The organism is Desulfovibrio sp. JY (genome assembly GCA_021730285.1).
GTDB lineage: Bacteria > Desulfobacterota > Desulfovibrionia > Desulfovibrionales > Desulfovibrionaceae > Solidesulfovibrio.
Map to the genome: position 1 here is coordinate 1,202,278 of CP082962.1, position 16,007 is coordinate 1,218,284.

The following is a 16,007-nucleotide window of genomic DNA, read 5'->3' on the forward strand; positions in this document are numbered from 1 at the left end:
CCCCGTCCGCAAACATTGCGGACTGGCGGAGAGGGCGTGTTGGGTTGCGTCTTCTCCGTGTTTCGTTCCCATGCCCGCTGGAGAAGGCGTACCTGATGCAATCCCTCGCCAAACGCTGTTCTTCCCCACCGCAATCCGAATGCGGCGGTCTCCCCGTCATTCTTTTATGCCTGGCGGTTTTTTCCTGCTACCTCACCGTGGGCATGCCCCTGCCCGTGATCCCGTTGTTCGTGAGCCAGGTCTTGGGCTATCCCGACTGGATCGTGGGCCTGGCCGTGGGCATCCAGTTTTTCGCCACGGTCTCGACCCGCAAATTCGCCGGGGGCATCGCCGACAACCAGGGCGGCGACGTGGCCTTGCGTCGTGGGCTGGTCGCCTGCTCCCTGGCCGGATTCACCTATCTCGCCGCCGCCTGGCTGCCGACCGGACCGGCGGGCAAACTGGCCGTGCTCATGCTCGGCCGACTCTTGCTCGGCGTAGGGGAATCCCTGCTCCTCACCGGCGGGCTGGCCTGGGCCATAGGCCTTGCCGGTCCCGCCCGATCGGGCCGGGTCATGTCCTGGGTCGGCATGGCCATGTACGGCGCGTTGGCCGCCGGCGCGCCGGCCGGGCTGGCCCTGGACGCCGCCCATGGGTTCCTGGCCGTGGCCGTGGTCGTGACCATATTGCCGCTTCTCGCCTTCGCGGCCCTGATTGGCGTGCCCAAAAGCCCGCCCAACAAGACGGGCGCCTCCGTGTCCTTCCGCCGGGTTGTGGGCATCATCTGGCGTCCCGGCCTGGCCCTTGGCCTCCAAGGCGTGGGCTTCGCCGGCATCGGGGCCTTCGTGTCGCTGTATTTCGTCGCCGAAGGCTGGTCCGGAACGGGCCTGACCCTTTCGGCGTTCGGAGTGGCATTCATCTGCGCCCGGATCCTTTGCGGGGAACTGCCCGACAAATTCGGCGGCGCACGTGTGGCCCTGGCCTTCTTCGTCATCGAAATCGCCGGCCAGGCCGTGCTCGCCACCGCTTCGCATATGGGACTGGCCATGACCGGCGCGGCCCTGACGGGATTCGGCTGTTCGATGATCTTCCCGGCGCTGGGCGTGGAAACGGTCAAACGCACGCCGTCCGAAAGCCGGGGCACGGCCCTGGGCGCGTTCGCCGCCTTCCAGGACATCGCCTACGCCCTGACCGGCCCCGTCACCGGAACCGTGGCCGGACTCTACGGCTACCGCTCGGTGTTTCTCATCGGCACGGCGGCCGCGCTCTGCGGCCTGGCCATAACCGTGCCGTTGCTCCGGCAGAAGTAAGGGAAGGAAAAGATGCGAGAGGGGGACCCTTTTTGAAAAAAGGGTCCCCCTCTCGCGCTCTCCCTCCCCAAAAACTTTTAACGATAACAACGTATCCCGTTAAAAGTCTTTTGAAGGGGGTTCGGGGGAAACTTTTCGTAAGACAAAGTTTCCCCCGTCTCTTCCAGCTCTTCTCCTACCCTCGGCGGATTTCCTTGACCACGCCGCCCCAGCCCACCTTGTAGCTGATGCCCCGCCAGGACATGGAGCCCGTGACGAAGGTGCGGCCGAAGCACCAGGCCAGCATCAGAAATGTGGCCACGTAGCCCCGCAGCCAAGGGAGGATGCCGATCGGGCGCGGACAGAGGCTGCGGTAGGCCAGCCCCAGCCCGAGAAAATCGGCGGTGTAGACCAGCGCACCCCAGCCAACCAGTGGGCTGGTCCAGCCGAAGCACCAGCCGATGAGAAGGAGCGCCGCGAACACAGGCGGCGCGGACAGCACGAAGACCGCCAGGATCGACACCAGCCAGCCCGGCGGGATGCAGAACTTGAGGTAAAGGAGTTGGCGCGTGAGCCAGTCGTCCCAATGCGAAAGCGGCACCCCGGCCATGGGCGTCTCCAGGCAGGCGGCGGCCACGGGCCAGGCGGCCACGCCGAAGCGGTGCAGATGCGGCCCCATGGAGAAATCGTCCACGATGTTTTTGCCCCACAGCTCGCGCAGCCCGAAGCGGTCGAAGGCTTGGCGCGAGATGGCCATGGCTCCGCCCCAGGGCTGGGTGATGGCCCGGATGGGCTGGAGCAGGTGCAGGGCCATGCAGGTGGTGGCCATGCCGATGGTGGCGGTTTTGCCGTCTCCGGGCACGATCTTGTGGAAGCCGCTGGTCATGGGCGCGTCGCCCCGAATGATCGGCGCGGCCAGATTGGTGAAAAAGTGGCGATCGGCCACGTGGCTCGAATCGCAGAAGACGAAAAGCTCGGCGGTTGCCGCCGCCCGGATGCCGGCCAGGATGTTGTGGTTTTTCTGGCCGCAACGGGTGGCCGGGCCGGCCACGACCATAAGGACGCGGGGATCGGCCCCGGCCACACCGGCCACCAGGGACGCGGCTGGATCATCGGCCGTGGCCGTGACGAAGATGGCCGTGAAATCGGGATAATCCTGGTCCAGCAGCGAGGCGACGGCCTCGCGCATGCCCGGATGGTCGCCGGTGACCGGCACGATGACCGCCAGCCGGGGACAGGTCTCGGGCATGGGTTCGGGGCCGTCGCCGCCGCGCACATGGCGGCGGCCAAGCAGGTAGAGGGCCGTCAGCACGACAAGCTGCACGGCCATGACCGTAAACGCAAACGCCGTCACGAAGCCTCCTGGAAAATACGCGTCATCCCGGCCGGTGCGACGCCTTGGTCGCGGGCCCGGAAGCGGAAGAGCCGGCGGCGGCCGGAGATTTGCCGCCGGGTTTGAGCGGCACCCGGGTAGCTTCGAGCTTCAGCTTGCTGCCGCCCTTGGTGGTCAGCACGCCGCAAATGGCGTTGCCCTTGGCGTCGCCCTCGAACACGTGCCCGCTGCCGTGGACCATGTACATATGGCCGTTGAAAATCGCGCCCACCACATGGTAGACGTTGGTTTCGCCGGTCATGGCGTGGACCACCACCTCGGCCTTGACGTGGTGCCCGTCCTGCTCCACGCGGGCCTGCAAATCCGAGCCGTAGAGGCTGCCGCGCCACAGGCCGTTCACGTTCACTTCCCGGGCCATGGCCGTGCCGCACAGGGCGGCGAGGACCAGCAACGACAGCAGAAAAGTCTTCATAGGGGATGCCTCCGGCGGCCGGCATGAGCCCCGGCCCCATCGGGGGAAGTCCAGGGGGACGCGCCTACCCGGCCGCTTGCGCCAACACCTGCGTTAACACGGCTTCGTGGCGGCGGACCATCGTTTCCATGGAGAATTGTTCCAGCACCCGCGCCCTGGCGTTTTCCCCATACTGGCGGCGCAGGTCCTCGTCGGCGAGCAGCCGGGCCATGTTCGCGCCGAGTGCCTCGGGATTGCGCGGCGGACAGAGCAGCCCGGTGCGTTCGGGCTCGACCGCGTCCGGGATGCCGCCGACCGCCGTGGCCGCGACCGGTATGCCCATGCTCATGGCCTCCAGGATCACGTTTGGCAAGCCCTCGCGCACCGAGGAAAGCACGACCACCGAAGCCTGCTGGAAAAACGGCCTGGGATCGGGCGCGGCGGGATAGGTGCGGATGGCCCCGCGCACCGGGCTGCGGGCGGCAAGCGTGCGCACCCGGGTGCGCAGCGGCCCGTCGCCGACCAGCCACAACTCGGCCCTCGGCCGCTCGGCCACCGTGCGTTCGAAGGCCGCAAGCAGCGTTTCGTGGTCCTTGTCCTCGCAGTAGCGCGCCGGACACAGCACCACCTCGCGCACCGGGCGCAACTCCTCGGGCGGCGGGACGAAATACGCCGTGTCCACCCCGTTGGGGATGCAGGTGACCTTGCTCTCGGGCCGGCCCAGGCGCACGAGCGCGTCCTTAAGCGGCGCGGCGTTGACGATGTGGTGGGCGACGCAATTTTTCAGCCAGAGTTCGTGCTGGCGCTTGATGGCCCCGCCGCCCCGGCAGGTGCCGACCACGGCGGGAAGCCGTTGCAGGCGGCCGAACACCCGGCCCCAGATGTTGGGCACGGCGGTCAACGGCACCAGCACGTCGGGACGGTCGGTCTTGAGCTTTTTCCACAGCGCGCGAAGCGAGGCGGCCGTCACCTTGGGCGAGGCGGAAAGCCAGGTGAGCGGAATGCCGGCCCGGGCGGCCTGGGGCGCGAAGTCCCGGCCGTCGGCCAGCATCCAGAACTCCGGGGCGAAACGGTCGCGATCGAGGCGTGAGGCCAGCTCCAGAGCCTGCCGCTGGGTGCCGCCGAAAAAGAGGTCCTGCAGCAGGAAGACAACGCGGGCCGGATGCAACGGCTCGGCCATCAATACCCCATCAGCCCGCAACAGCGCGTGCACGACGGCATGAGGCCCTCGGTGTGCAGGCTGGCCCGAAAGCGGCGGTAGGCCTCGCTGTTCCACAACTCGGTGATGGTATGCTCGCGCACGTTGCCGACGATATAGTCGTGGTAGTCGCGGCAGGGGGACATGTCGCCGTTGGAATCGAGCTCCACCGCCTGGTAGATGGAGATGCACTGGTTGTACCCGAAGGTGGACTCGTGGTTGCTGTAATATTCCTTGAGGTTGGCCAGGCCCGTGATGTTGGGGATGATGTTGACGGCGGGCTTGCCGAGTCCCTTGGAGCGGCGTTTGACCTCGGCGAGCTGCTTGTCGAGGGTCTCGTGGTCCTTGATGGTCCAATCGCCGACCCAGCCCCAATGCAACTTGGGCGTGAACCCGAAACGGCGGGCGAAATCCTCGTCGTGGGCCTTGGCGCTCTTCTCGTCGATCCACCAGGACAGGTAGTAGACGAAGATATCGACCCGGTCCTTGTAGGCCTCGTAGATGTCGACCAGATGGTTCACGTTGGCGCTCGAGATGGTGCACAGCGCGGCCACCAGGGGCAGCTTGGTCTTGTGGGCCTTCTTGGCCTCCTTGACGGCGGCCAGGGCTTCCTGAATGACCTTGTAATTGTCGCCGCCCGAAGCCGAGGGGCGCGCGGCGTTGTGGGTCTCGGCGTCGTGGCCGTCGATGGAGACCTGGAGCAGGAAAAGCGGGGCCGCGGCCAGCCGGTCGGCGGCGGGCACCAGCTTGGTGGCGTTGGTGACGATGGAGGTGGGCATCTTGAGTTCCGTGGCCCGTTCGACGATCTCCAGCCATCCCTTATACATGGTCGGCTCGCCGCCCCAGAGGTAGACCGAAGGATGGTGGCCGTTTCTGGCCAGGTCCTCCAGCAACGCCAGATAGCGCTCGGGCGTGACTTCCTGCTTTTTGAGGTCCTTGAGATTCTGGCCGTGCAGGAAACCGTGGTCGCCCCACTGGCCGCAGGTATGGCAGCGCAGGTTGCACATGTCGGTGATGCGGATGGAAAGCTGCCGGATGCTGCGGGCATGGCCGGTTTCGGCGTGGGGATTGAGCGCCGAAAAGAAAATTTTCTCTTTTTCCACGGCCGCCAGACGACCGGCCATCCAGGGATAGCGGCCGACCTTGATGGCCTGTTTGATGATGGTGTCAAGCGCGACGCTGCTGCGTTTGCTCATGAAGCCTCCAATGCCTTGACGGCGAATGTCCGCTTACGCTGAAAAGGCGTCCGGTTCAACCCTCGGGGGAGGAAGGCGAAGGCGATGCGAGAGGGGGACCCTTTTGGGGAAAAAGGGTCCCCCTCTCGCGCTCTCCCCTCCCCAAAACTTTTAACGGTGACAAGCCGTTATCGGTAAGAGTCTTTGGAAAGGGGGTCCGGGGGGAGAACCTTTCTGCAAGAAAGGTTTCCCCCCGGCTTCTCTCCTGCCTAACGCAAACCCGCGCGCAGCTGGTCGACGCTCCAGCCGGCGGCCTTGAGGTTCTGCGCGGCCAAGGGGCTGACCTCGCCGGTGACGATGATTTTCCGGCTTTTCACCTTGAGGGCGGCGGCCGTATTCCCGAACTCCCGGGATATGCCGGCAACGCTGGGAGTCCAGGCCAGATAGTCCAGGGGATAGGCCACCAGCAGGCCGCCGTTCTTGGTGACGGCGGCGAGAAACTTGCCGGCCCGGACGAAATGGTCGAGCTTGTCGGCCGTGGCGTTGATGTTGGCGTAAAGCTCGGCCATGCGGGTGCGGAACCAGGCCAGATCGTCGTTGTCGGTCAGGATGCACTGGTTGATAAAGAGGTTGCGGTCGCCGACGCCGGTCATCTTGTCCAGGGCCAGCACCAGCCGCGTCTGCTCGATGGGCGTGAAATGGGGATTTTCCACGAACAGGTTGGCCGTGTCGGAAGTCGCGCCCATGGCCTTGAGCCGTTCCCGGTTGGCGGTAAAGAGGTCCTGGGGCGGGATGCTCACGTCCACCGCGCTTTGGGGCGCACCGGTATTGCCCAGCATGGTCAGGGCCGCGCCGCCGGGGATGGCGGCCGAACCCGTAAACGACCCGAAAAACTGAGCCCCGGCCAGACGCTTGAGGCTTTCGTGCAAAATGGGATTGCGGGAATAGGGATCGACGCCGTACGTCTTGGCGCAGTCGCGCATGGCTTTGTTGTAGCCGAGCAGCTCGCCCACGGTGCCCTTGTCGTCGGTGGGCCGCTTCTCCTTGCTGGAAGCCTCCGCCCGTGTGAAGTTTTTGCCCACGCCGGAAAGCGTTTCGCCGGGTTTGGTGATCAGGTTGAAGACGCCCTTGACCGCGTTGACGCCGGACATGCCGAGGGACTTGCCGATCTCCGCGCCTTTGTTGACGTCGTCCATGGCCGCCGCGGCCTGCAATTCGTGCAACCGGGTATAGAGCAACGACGTGGATTCCACCCGCAGGTCGCCCTTTTTCGTATGCACGGTATAGACATTCATGTAGCCGTCGTTTTTCACCTTGTCGTCAATGGTGTAATTGGGGCCGGAAAGAATCTTCGACGGCAACAGTTTCTTGGCGGAAAGCGTCGGGGGCGTTTCCGTCCGCGCATCGGCGGAGGTTCGGGCGGCGAAAACGAGCCCTGCCGTCAGGCAGAACACCGCCGCCGCCGCAACATACAGGACGCGACGACAGGTCATGGTTCTCTCCTTGGGATGAAATGGGGCGCGTGCCCCTCACTACGGTCCCCTACCCCCAAGAGGGGCGAATGTCATGGCCGGCTTTACATGCCCCCGACCTTGGATTAGAGCCCGCACAACCGTATAGGGAGGTGCGTCTTGGATATCGTCTCCGATCCGGAAATCTTGCGCGCGCGCTGCCGGGACTGGCTGCGCCGGGACGTGGCCACGGGGCTCGTGCCCACCATGGGCTATCTGCACGCCGGCCATGAAAGCCTCATCCGGCTGGCCAGGGAAAAAGCCGACAAGGTCGTGGTCAGCGTCTTCGTCAATCCGACCCAGTTCGGCCCTGGCGAGGACCTGGACGCCTACCCCCGGGACCTGGAGCACGATGCGGCCGTGGCCGAGGCGGCCGGCGCGGATGTGCTCTTTACGCCCAGGCCCGAGGCCATGTACGCCTCCGAGGCGGCCACCTGGGTGGAAGTGCCGGAACTGGCCCGCCATCTGTGCGGGGCCTCGCGGCCGATCCACTTCCGTGGCGTGTGCACCGTCGTATCCAAGCTGTTCCTGCTCGCCTTCCCGACCTTCGCCTTCTTCGGCCAAAAGGACTGGCAGCAGCTGGCCATCATCCGGCGCATGACGGCGGACCTGGGCTTTCCGGTCACCATCGTCGGCGCGCCCATCGTGCGCGAAGCCGACGGTCTGGCGCGCTCCTCGCGCAACGTCTACCTGACCCCGGCCGAACGCGCCGAGGCCCCATACATCCATAAAGGCCTCGCCCTGGCCGCGGACCTGGCCGCCGCCGGCGAACGTGACACGGCGGCCATCACCGGCAAGGTGCGGGAATATTGGGCTTCCCATATGCCTTCGGGAACGGCGGAGTACCTGGAGTGCGTGCACCCCGACCGGGTGTCGCCGCTTGCCCGCCTGGACGGTCCCGGACTGCTCGCCACGGCGGTGCGCTTTTCCCGGGCCCGGCTGATCGACAACCGGCTGCTCGATGCCGCCGTTGCCCCGCAGTCCTGAATATCCTGGCATTGCGCATGGTTCGTTCCTCGTGCCGTGTGGGTCCGCCCCGCCAATGCCGCGCCAGCGCCACGGCAATGTCGCGACAATGCCGCTTGCGCTTTTTTTTCAGCCAAGCTATATAGTTATATTTCGATTACACTTTATGCATTTTGACATTACGCCCGCCAGCCAGAACGCGCGGCAGGCACAGGGAGGACACCGCATATGATCAACGCCAAGGGCCGGTATCTTTTCAGTTCCGAATCCGTGACCGAAGGGCACCCGGACAAAGTCGCGGACCAGATTTCCGACGGCATCCTGGATGCCATCCTGGCCCAGGACCCGAATGCGCACGTGGCCTGCGAAACGCTGGTCACCACCGGCCTGGCTTTCATTGCCGGAGAAATCACCACCAAAGCCTATGCCGACTTTCCCGCCATCGTGCGCGAGACGGTCAAGGAAATCGGCTACAACAGCTCGACCATGGGCTTTGACTGGGAAACCTGCGCCGTGGTCTCCTCCGTGGACAAGCAGTCGGCGGACATCGCCCAGGGCGTGTCCCGGGAAAAGCCCGAGGAGCAAGGCGCCGGCGACCAGGGCATGATGTTCGGATTCGCCTGCACCGAGACCGAAACCCTCATGCCCGCCCCCATCTACTGGGCCCACAAGCTTTCGCGCCGCCTCACCTACGTGCGCAAGAACAAGATCCTCGACTTCCTGCGTCCCGACGGCAAGACCCAGGTGGCCGTGGAGTACATCGACGGCAAGCCCGCGCGCATCGACAACGTGGTTGTGGCCTGCCAGCACGACGAGAACATCTCGTACCAGGATCTGGCCGACGCCGTGCGCCAGGAAGTCATCTTCCACACCCTGCCCGAGCAGATGGTGGACAAAAACACCAAGATCTACATCAACACCACCGGCCGGTTCGTCATCGGCGGCCCCATGGGCGACTGCGGCCTGACCGGGCGCAAGATCATCCAGGACACCTACGGCGGCATGGGCAACCACGGCGGCGGCGCCTTCTCGGGCAAGGACCCGTCCAAGGTGGACCGCTCCGGGGCCTACATGGCCCGGTACGTGGCCAAGAACGTGGTGGCCAGCGGCGCGGCCGAACGTTGCGAAGTCCAGATCGCCTACTGCATCGGCGTGGCCGAGCCGCTGTCGGTGCTCGTGACCTCGCTTGGCACCAGCGAGATTCCCGACGAGGAGCTCACCCGGGCCGTGCGCGAGGTCTTTGACCTGCGCCCCTACTTCATCTCCAAGCGCCTGGACCTCAAGCGGCCCATCTACAAGCCGACTTCCTGCTACGGCCATTTCGGCCGGGAGCGGCCCGAGTTCACCTGGGAACGCACCGACGCCGCGGCCGACATCAAGACGGCCCTGAAGCTGTAACAGCCATTCGTCGGGGCGGCGCCGCCGCGCCGCCCCGATCCGCACACCATGCTGCACCGCCTGTCCGAAGCCATCGACCGGTTCGTGGCCGACAAGGAAGCGGCGCATCGACGCGCGTTCGTGGAAACGTGCCGCCGCTGGGAGCTGATCGTCGGCCCGGAAACGGCGGAGCTGGTGCGCCCGCTGGGCCATCGCCGGCGGGAACTGCTTCTTGGCGCGACCGATCCGGTGGCCATGCAGGAGATGGTGTTCGCGGCCCCGGAAATTTTATCCCTGGTCAATGCCGCCTTGGGGCAGGAAGCCTTTGACAAAGTGCGGTTCGACCTGCTAGGTAGCCAAATTTCCTTGGATGCGTTACGGGGAGTCCCCCCGCGTTTTTCCACGCCCCTGCCTACACGGCCGGAAGGCCTGGGCAGACTTTTGGGGACTTTTGATCCGGAAAGCCCCGTTGGGCGATGTTATGCCAAGTATGTTGCGTATTTCGAGGCCGGGCCGAAGCCGTCCGGCAAGACCCGTCATGGTGGCCGTACCAAGGCTGGCGGGACGGCATAAGACGGCGCGATACACTTTTTGTGGAGGCGAATGATGAGCGAAGGATTGCAGCTTGATCTGAAGAAGCCGCTGGACAAGATGACCGCCAAGGAACTGCGCGAGCTGGTCGTGAAGCAGGTTCCGCAGATTACGGGCGCTTCCGGCCTTGGCAAGGAAGAGCTCCTGGTCCAGATCAAGGAAGTGCTGGGTATTGGCGGCGAGGAAGGGGAAAAGGTTTCTCCGTACAAGACGAAGATTTTGTCCATGAAGGCCAAAATGCGGGAGCTGCGGAGCAAGCGGGCCGAGGTTTCCGGCGATGGTTCGCGTCGCCAGAAGGAAATTCTGCGTCGTCAGGTCAACAAGCTGAAAAAGCGGACCCGTCGACTGGCCAAGGCTTCCTAATCGGCGCACCCCAAAAAATGCTTGACGGGCGCACTGCGTTGCAGTAGATAGGTTCGCTCTTGAGCTTGCTGGGGGATCGTCTAGCGGCAGGACTATGGACTCTGACTCCATCAACCTAGGTTCGAATCCTAGTCCCCCAGCCAAAACCATATTTGTGTCCCCATCGTCTAGCCTGGTCCAGGACATCGGCCTTTCACGCCGGTAACAGGGGTTCAAATCCCCTTGGGGACGCCAAGAAATTCAGCGGGTTACCTGTCCAGGGCAACCCGCTTTTCTTTGGTCCACACGAAGTCCACATCCTGACGTCCCCTGCGATTGACCTCGTCCCGGGCTGACGCCTATTGTAAAGACCCCTGGGAGCGGAAAGACTCGCGAATATACATCCAGCCATGCGTAGACTCGACCGCTTGCTCAGCCTGATCCTCTTCTTGCAATCCCGCCGCTTCGCTACTGCCGCGTCCATGGCTGAGCACTTCGGACTGAGCCAGCGTACCATCTACAGGGACATGAAAGCCCTGGCCGAGGCCGGCGTGCCGGTACTGGCCGAGGCCGGGGTCGGCTTCTCCCTCATGCGGGGCTATCTGCTGCCACCCGTCAATTTTTCCGAAGAGGAAGCTTTCGCCCTGGCGACTGGCGGCATGCTCCTCGAACGCACAGCGGCATCGTCCCTTTCAACCCATGTGTCCTCAGCCCTGCAGAAAATACGGGCCGTGCTTCCACCGGTACGCCGCGAGGAGCTGGCAAACCTTATGCGCGGCATGGGCAGTACGGCCGCTACCCCGCCCCCGGCCTGGCAACCGGACCTCGCCCTGATCCAGAAAGCTCTCGTCCGCTGCCGACCCCTTCGCTTGCGCTATCAGGGCCACGGCAAAACGGACGCCGAGGAACGCGTGGTCGAGCCTATGGGGCTGCTCTACTACCTCGGCCGCTGGCACCTCATCGCCTGGTGCCGCGTACGCCAGGGACTGCGCGATTTTCGTATCGATCGCATGCACGAGGCGGAAATGCTCGGCGAGCGCTTCGTTCCGCGCAGCAACTTCGATCCGGCTGCATATGTGCGCGAGAACATGCCCCGCCCTCTCCTCCGCGCCCGCGTGCGCTTCCATCCCGAGGCCGTGGACCGCGCCAGGCGGGAGTGGTGGCTCGGCGTGGACGAGGACCGGCTCCAGGCGCAAGACGGCGACACCGTCCTCAACCTGTCCACCGTGGGCTGGGATCACCTCGCTTCCTGGCTGCTCACCTTCGGCCCCATGGCCACGGTGGTCGAGCCGGCCGCACTGCGGGAACGCGTCGCTGCCCTGGCCGAGGCTGCGGCCAGGCACCACCGGAACGAGCCGCCTGCGACCTAGCGCGTCAAGATGATCTTGCCGCCAAGCCGCCCTGCGCACATGGCCGCAAAGCCTTCCCTCGCCCGCTCCATGGGCAACACCTGCGCGATCTGCGGCGTGATGCCGTGGCGGACGACAAAGTTCATGAGGTCGAGCATTTCCGCCCGGGTGCCCATGATGGAGCCCTTGATGGTAAGTTGATTGACGATGACCGGCAGCAGGTCCAACTGCACCATGCGCCCCGTGGTTATGCCCATGGTCACGACGGTGCCGCCGCGCCGTACCGAGGCCAAGGAGTGCTCCCAGGTGGCGGTGCCCACGCTGTCGAAGACTGCCTCGACCCGATGCGGCAGGCCCTCACCTGGGACAAGGACCTGGTACGCGCCAAGACGGCGGGCTAATTCCCGTCCCTCCTCGGAGCGGCTGGTGGCCCATACCTCCATCCCGGCAGCGCATCCCATCTGGATGAGCGCCGTGGACACGCCGCCTGTGGTTCCCTGCACCAGCATGGTCTGCCCGGGACGCAGTCCGGATTTGACGCAGAGCATGCGGTAGGCCGTCAGCCAGGCGGTGCCCAGCACCGAAGCGGCAAGCGGGGAGAGCCCCTTGGGCAGGGCCAGGGCATTGCGGCGCGGCACAACCACATAATCGGCAAAGGTGCCCTGGACCTTTTCGCTCAGCACATGCCAGCCCGGGTCCAACGTCTCGTCATCTGTCCGGTCGGCGTCGGTGATGAGCGGATAGAGAACGACCTCCGTCCCGTCGTCCAGGCGGCCAACGGCGTCGTTGCCAAGGATCATGGGGAAGGGGATGGGTGTGGCCTGACCGGTGATGCCGCGCAGGGTAAACAGGTCGTGGCGATTGAGGCTTGCATGCGTGACGCGCACCCGCACCCAACCCTCGGTGACCTCCGGTTCCGGGCGCTCCCCCACCTTGAGAGCCTGAAGCGGCTCGGCATCGTTTGGTTTCTCGCAATACACAGCAAACATAGCGATCTCCCTGCTTTGATGGTTGCCAGACGCCAGCCAGCTTGGTCCCCGCCCCTGACAATCCTATGGCCACAGGGTGGTGCTCCCGGGCCTGCTGACAATGGGGTGTCAGGGGACCGTCGCAGGATGCCATCAGGACATCAATGGGGTGTCTGCTAACATACCATGAAAGGGAAAAGTTATGTCCATCGAACTGCCCACTGCCATCGCCGGTTACTTCACGGCGGCCAACGCCCACGACGCCACGGCCATGCTGCGCTTTTTCACCCAGGAAGCGGCTGTCATCGATGAAAAAGAGGAACGGCGTGGCCATGCGGCCATTGGCGCCTGGGAAAAGGAAACCTACGAACAGTACCAACCGCATGCGGAGCCCGTCTCCGTCCAACGGCTGGGAGAAGAAGTCGTGGTCATGGCTGCTGTTTCCGGCAACTTCGCCGGCAGCCCCGTGACCTTGCGTTTCGCATTCCGGCTCACCGGGGGGATGATCGGTCGACTGGAGATCACCGTACCGTAGGCAGGACAGGCCAACGCTATGGCGCGCTCCGCTCGCTTCTCCTTGGCAACCCCAGCTGAAAAAAGCGGCCTACGTCGACCACGTAAGCCGCTTTTTTCGTTTGTCCACACGAAGTCCACATTTCCGACCTTGGGAGTCCAAAACTTTACCCCTGCTCCTGCGCGACCTTCTGGATGCTGACGACCTTCCCTGGTCCGCGCTTGCCCATGACCGCTTCCATGGCTTCCTGGGTCTGCTTGAGGCCGAGGCTCTGGAGGTAACGGGGCGTGGTCTGCGGCGACTTGTGGCGCAAGACGGACTGGATGACGGCCACCGGCTGCCCTTCACGGTACAGGATGCTGGCCGTGAGATGCCGAATGGCGTGGAAGCCAAACTCCCTGACGCCGGCCTTCTTGCACAGCCGCTCCATCAGGTGCTGCCGGTTGGTGAACGGCTGCCCCAGGTATTCCTTGCAGAAGGCATGCGCCTCCACAGTTACGAATACGGACTCGGAGGCAATGGGGCGATGCTCCCACCACGCCATGAGGACCTTCTTGAGCCGTTGCACCATGGGGACCGGGTCAGGTTCCAGGTCACCTTCCGCGCGTTTTCTCGTCCAAAGGGGAGATGCGGGCGTCGCCGAAAAGGACTAGCCCCGGGCAGGTTCCTGCCTGAACTTATTGGCGATCGAGGCAGCCGCGCGGCGACCGGCCCCCATGGCCGAAATGACCGTGGCCGCCCCCGTGACGATGTCGCCGCCGGCGAAGACGTTGGGGATGCTCGTTTCACCTGTCTCCTCATTGACGACAATGTAGCCGCGGTCGTTGGTGGCAAGGCCAGGCGTCGTGCGGGGCAAAAGAGGGTTCGCCCGAGTGCCGACGGCCACAATAGCCATGTCCACCGGGAGTTCGCAGTACTGCCCCTCGCAGGCCAGGGGGCGGCAGCGGCCGGAATCATCGGGTTCGCCCAGGCGCATCTTCTGCAGCACCACCGAGACCAAGCGTCCCGATGGATCGCCATTGAACGACAACGGCGCGTGCAGACACATAAGCTCGATGCCCTCCTCCTTGGCGTGGTGCAGCTCTTCCAACCTGGCCGGCATCTCATTCTCGGTGCGGCGATAGACGATGGAGACCCGTTCGGCGCCCATGCGCGCCGCCGTGCGGGCGGAATCCAGGGCCACGTTGCCCGCCCCGAAAACCACCACGCGCCTGCCTGGATAGACCGGGGTGTCCCACTCCGGGAAGGCGTAAGCCCGGCCCAGATTGACCCGGGTCAGGTACTCGTTGGCGGAAAAAACGCCGATGTGGTTCTCGCCGGGTATGCCGAGAAAGACCGGCAAGCCCGCGCCCACGCCGATGAACACGGCCTTGTAGCCCGAATCCAGCAGATCCTGGACGTCGATGGTGCGTCCGCCGACCCAGTTGGTGTAAAACCGCACGCCCATGGCGGTCATGGCTTCGATTTCACGGCGCACCACGGCCTTGGGCAGGCGGAATTCCGGAATGCCGTAGACCAGCACCCCGCCGGGTTCATGCAGGGCCTCGTAGACGTCCACGCCGATGCCCTGGGCAGCCAGGGAGCCGGCCACGGTCAGCCCGGCCGGGCCGGCGCCGATGCAAGCCACGCGTAGGCCGTCGAGCCCAGGCGGACATGCCGGCGCGCCGGTCAGGGTCTCGCAGGCGTCCGAGGCCATGAACGTATCGGCCACATAGCGCTCCAGCCGGCCGATTGCCACGGGCTCGCCTTTCTTGCCCAGGATGCAGGCGGCCTCGCATTGGCTCTCCTGGGGACAGACCCGGCCACAGACCGCCGGAAGTGAATTGGTTTTCCGGATGACGCCGTACGCGGCAGTGATGTCACCCGCGGCCAGGGCGGCGATGAAGCCGGGGATGTCGATGCCCACCGGACAGCCCGAAACGCAGGCCGGCTTTTTGCATCGCAGGCACCGCGACGCCTCGGCCAGGGCCATCTCCCGGCTGTAGCCCAGCGCCACCTCGTCGAAATTCCCCACGCGCACACGCGGCAGTTGCTCGGGCATGGGCGTGCGCGGCATCCTTTTGCCATTACCGTCACTGGGAGCAGCGGCACACATGGTGTTTTTTAAACTCCTCGTAAGATCTTTTTTCCATGGTCGTAAACGCGTTCAGGCGCTGGGCGAGTTCCTTGAAGTCCACGCGCGCGCCGTCAAACTCCGGGCCATCGACGCAGGCGAAGCGGACTTCCCCGTCGACCCGGACGCGACAGGCGCCGCACATGCCGATACCGTCGAGCATGATGGAGTTGAGACTGACAAGGCAAGGGATGCTGAAACGGGCGGCCACTGCGGACACCGCCGCCATCATGGGCACCGGGCCAACGGCCAGCACCTCGGCCACCGGGGAATCGTCGCCAAGACGCTCCTCCAGAAGCTCCGTCACCAGCCCCTGGCGGCCGTAGGACCCATCATTGGTGGAGATGAGCACTGCAGCGCACACGCGCCGCAGTTCCTCCTCGAAGAGCAACAGATCCTTGGTGCGCGCGCCGATGATGCCGATCACGCGGTTGCCGGCCTGATGGTGGCCCTTGGCGATGTGGTGCATGGCGGCGATGCCCGTGCCGCCGCCCACGCAGACAATGGCTCCTTCGCGGTGGTGGATGTCGGTTGGCTTGCCGAGCGGACCGCACAGGTCGAGGAGGACGTCGCCGGCCTCCAGGGTGTCGAGGTGCGCGGTGGTTTTGCCAAGGACGAGGTAGACCAGGGTGATGGTGCCAGCCGTGGCATCGGCGTCGGCAATGGTGAGCGGGATGCGCTCCCCTTTTTCGCAGACCCGCAGGATGACGAAATTGCCGGGCCTGGCCTTGTCCGCAATGTGCGGAGCCTTGATGACCAGCTCGCTGGTCTGGCCGGGGATAAGCCGGCGCTTGCGGATGATGGTGTTTGTCATGCCGGGTTCCTTGCAGGACGAGGGTTCGGAATGAGCG

The 16,007-nt window shown here is 64.9% G+C and carries 15 protein-coding genes, 2 tRNA genes and 1 pseudogene; 9 read left to right on the forward strand and 9 right to left on the reverse strand.

All coding sequences use genetic code 11. The annotated features are described in order from the left end of the window. The first annotated feature begins 95 nt into the window (after nt 1–95). Complete coding sequence (locus K9F62_05385) at nt 96–1,289, forward strand: arabinose transporter (protein UJX42117.1); 1,194 nt, start codon at nt 96–98, stop codon at nt 1,287–1,289. 175 nt (nt 1,290–1,464) lie between these two features. Here the strand turns inward: K9F62_05385 and K9F62_05390 are convergent, their stop codons facing one another. From K9F62_05390 to K9F62_05410, 5 genes are all read right to left on the reverse strand, one after another. After that, complete coding sequence (locus K9F62_05390) at nt 1,465–2,622, reverse strand: glycosyltransferase (GenBank protein UJX42118.1); 1,158 nt, start codon at nt 2,620–2,622, stop codon at nt 1,465–1,467. A 22-nt stretch (nt 2,623–2,644) separates the two neighbouring features. Further along, on the reverse strand, nt 2,645–3,073 hold the full coding sequence (locus K9F62_05395; protein UJX42119.1) for a hypothetical protein: 429 nt from the start codon (nt 3,071–3,073) through the stop codon (nt 2,645–2,647). Nucleotides 3,074–3,137: 64 nt separating this feature from the next. Continuing rightward, nucleotides 3,138–4,232: a glycosyltransferase gene (locus K9F62_05400; protein ID UJX42120.1), complete on the reverse strand. Its 1,095-nt coding sequence runs from the start codon at nt 4,230–4,232 to the stop codon at nt 3,138–3,140. Next, nucleotides 4,232–5,446, reverse strand: a complete 1,215-nt coding sequence (locus K9F62_05405) for a radical SAM protein (GenBank protein ID UJX42121.1) — start codon at nt 5,444–5,446, stop codon at nt 4,232–4,234. Before K9F62_05405 ends, K9F62_05400 begins: the two co-directional genes overlap by 1 nt. A 248-nt stretch (nt 5,447–5,694) precedes the next feature. Continuing rightward, nucleotides 5,695–6,918, reverse strand: a complete 1,224-nt coding sequence (locus K9F62_05410) for a hypothetical protein (GenBank protein ID UJX42122.1) — start codon at nt 6,916–6,918, stop codon at nt 5,695–5,697. Nucleotides 6,919–7,056: 138 nt separating this feature from the next. Here K9F62_05410 and panC point away from each other — a divergent pair, with 138 nt between their 5' ends. The 7 genes from panC (at nt 7,057) to K9F62_05445 (ending at nt 11,582) form a co-directional block, all read left to right on the forward strand. Next, the gene (gene panC / locus K9F62_05415; protein ID UJX42123.1) at nt 7,057–7,923 is read left to right on the forward strand and encodes a pantoate--beta-alanine ligase; all 867 of its coding nucleotides are present in this window, start codon (nt 7,057–7,059) and stop codon (nt 7,921–7,923) included. Nucleotides 7,924–8,130: 207 nt separating this feature from the next. Continuing rightward, on the forward strand, nt 8,131–9,300 hold the full coding sequence (gene metK / locus K9F62_05420; protein UJX42124.1) for a methionine adenosyltransferase: 1,170 nt from the start codon (nt 8,131–8,133) through the stop codon (nt 9,298–9,300). Nucleotides 9,301–9,348: 48 nt separating this feature from the next. Next, the gene (locus tag K9F62_05425; GenBank protein UJX42125.1) at nt 9,349–9,852 is read left to right on the forward strand and encodes a DUF721 domain-containing protein; all 504 of its coding nucleotides are present in this window, start codon (nt 9,349–9,351) and stop codon (nt 9,850–9,852) included. Nucleotides 9,853–9,885: 33 nt separating this feature from the next. After that, the gene (locus tag K9F62_05430) at nt 9,886–10,233 is read left to right on the forward strand and encodes a hypothetical protein (GenBank protein ID UJX42126.1); all 348 of its coding nucleotides are present in this window, start codon (nt 9,886–9,888) and stop codon (nt 10,231–10,233) included. Nucleotides 10,234–10,302: 69 nt separating this feature from the next. Then, nucleotides 10,303–10,376 (forward strand) — tRNA-Gln (locus K9F62_05435). A 13-nt stretch (nt 10,377–10,389) separates the two neighbouring features. Continuing rightward, nucleotides 10,390–10,467 (forward strand) — tRNA-Glu (locus K9F62_05440). Nucleotides 10,468–10,622: 155 nt separating this feature from the next. Beyond that, nucleotides 10,623–11,582 (forward strand): YafY family transcriptional regulator, encoded by a 960-nt coding sequence (locus K9F62_05445; GenBank protein UJX42127.1) that lies wholly within the window; start codon nt 10,623–10,625, stop codon nt 11,580–11,582. Here K9F62_05445 and K9F62_05450 read toward each other — a convergent pair. Continuing rightward, a complete protein-coding gene (locus K9F62_05450; protein ID UJX42128.1) occupies nt 11,579–12,550 on the reverse strand; it encodes a zinc-binding dehydrogenase in 972 nt (323 codons plus the stop codon). The two genes, K9F62_05445 and K9F62_05450, sit on opposite strands and share 4 nt — an antisense overlap. Nucleotides 12,551–12,731: 181 nt before the next feature. On the opposite strand from K9F62_05450, the gene K9F62_05455 reads away from it, so the two are divergent. Continuing rightward, nucleotides 12,732–13,064: a nuclear transport factor 2 family protein gene (locus K9F62_05455; protein ID UJX42129.1), complete on the forward strand. Its 333-nt coding sequence runs from the start codon at nt 12,732–12,734 to the stop codon at nt 13,062–13,064. A gap of 145 nt (nt 13,065–13,209) precedes the next feature. Here the strand turns inward: K9F62_05455 and K9F62_05460 are convergent. From K9F62_05460 to K9F62_05470, 3 genes and pseudogenes are all read right to left on the reverse strand, one after another. Continuing rightward, nucleotides 13,210–13,671: pseudogene (locus K9F62_05460) on the reverse strand (tyrosine-type recombinase/integrase). Between the two features lie 21 nt (nt 13,672–13,692). Then, nucleotides 13,693–15,138, reverse strand: a complete 1,446-nt coding sequence (gltA, locus tag K9F62_05465) for an NADPH-dependent glutamate synthase (protein UJX42130.1) — start codon at nt 15,136–15,138, stop codon at nt 13,693–13,695. Further along, nucleotides 15,116–15,970 carry a sulfide/dihydroorotate dehydrogenase-like FAD/NAD-binding protein gene (locus K9F62_05470; GenBank protein ID UJX42131.1) on the reverse strand — a complete coding sequence of 285 codons (855 nt, stop codon included), beginning with the start codon at nt 15,968–15,970 and terminating at the stop codon, nt 15,116–15,118. Before K9F62_05470 ends, gltA begins: the two co-directional genes overlap by 23 nt. Nucleotides 15,971–16,007: the final 37 nt, after the last annotated feature.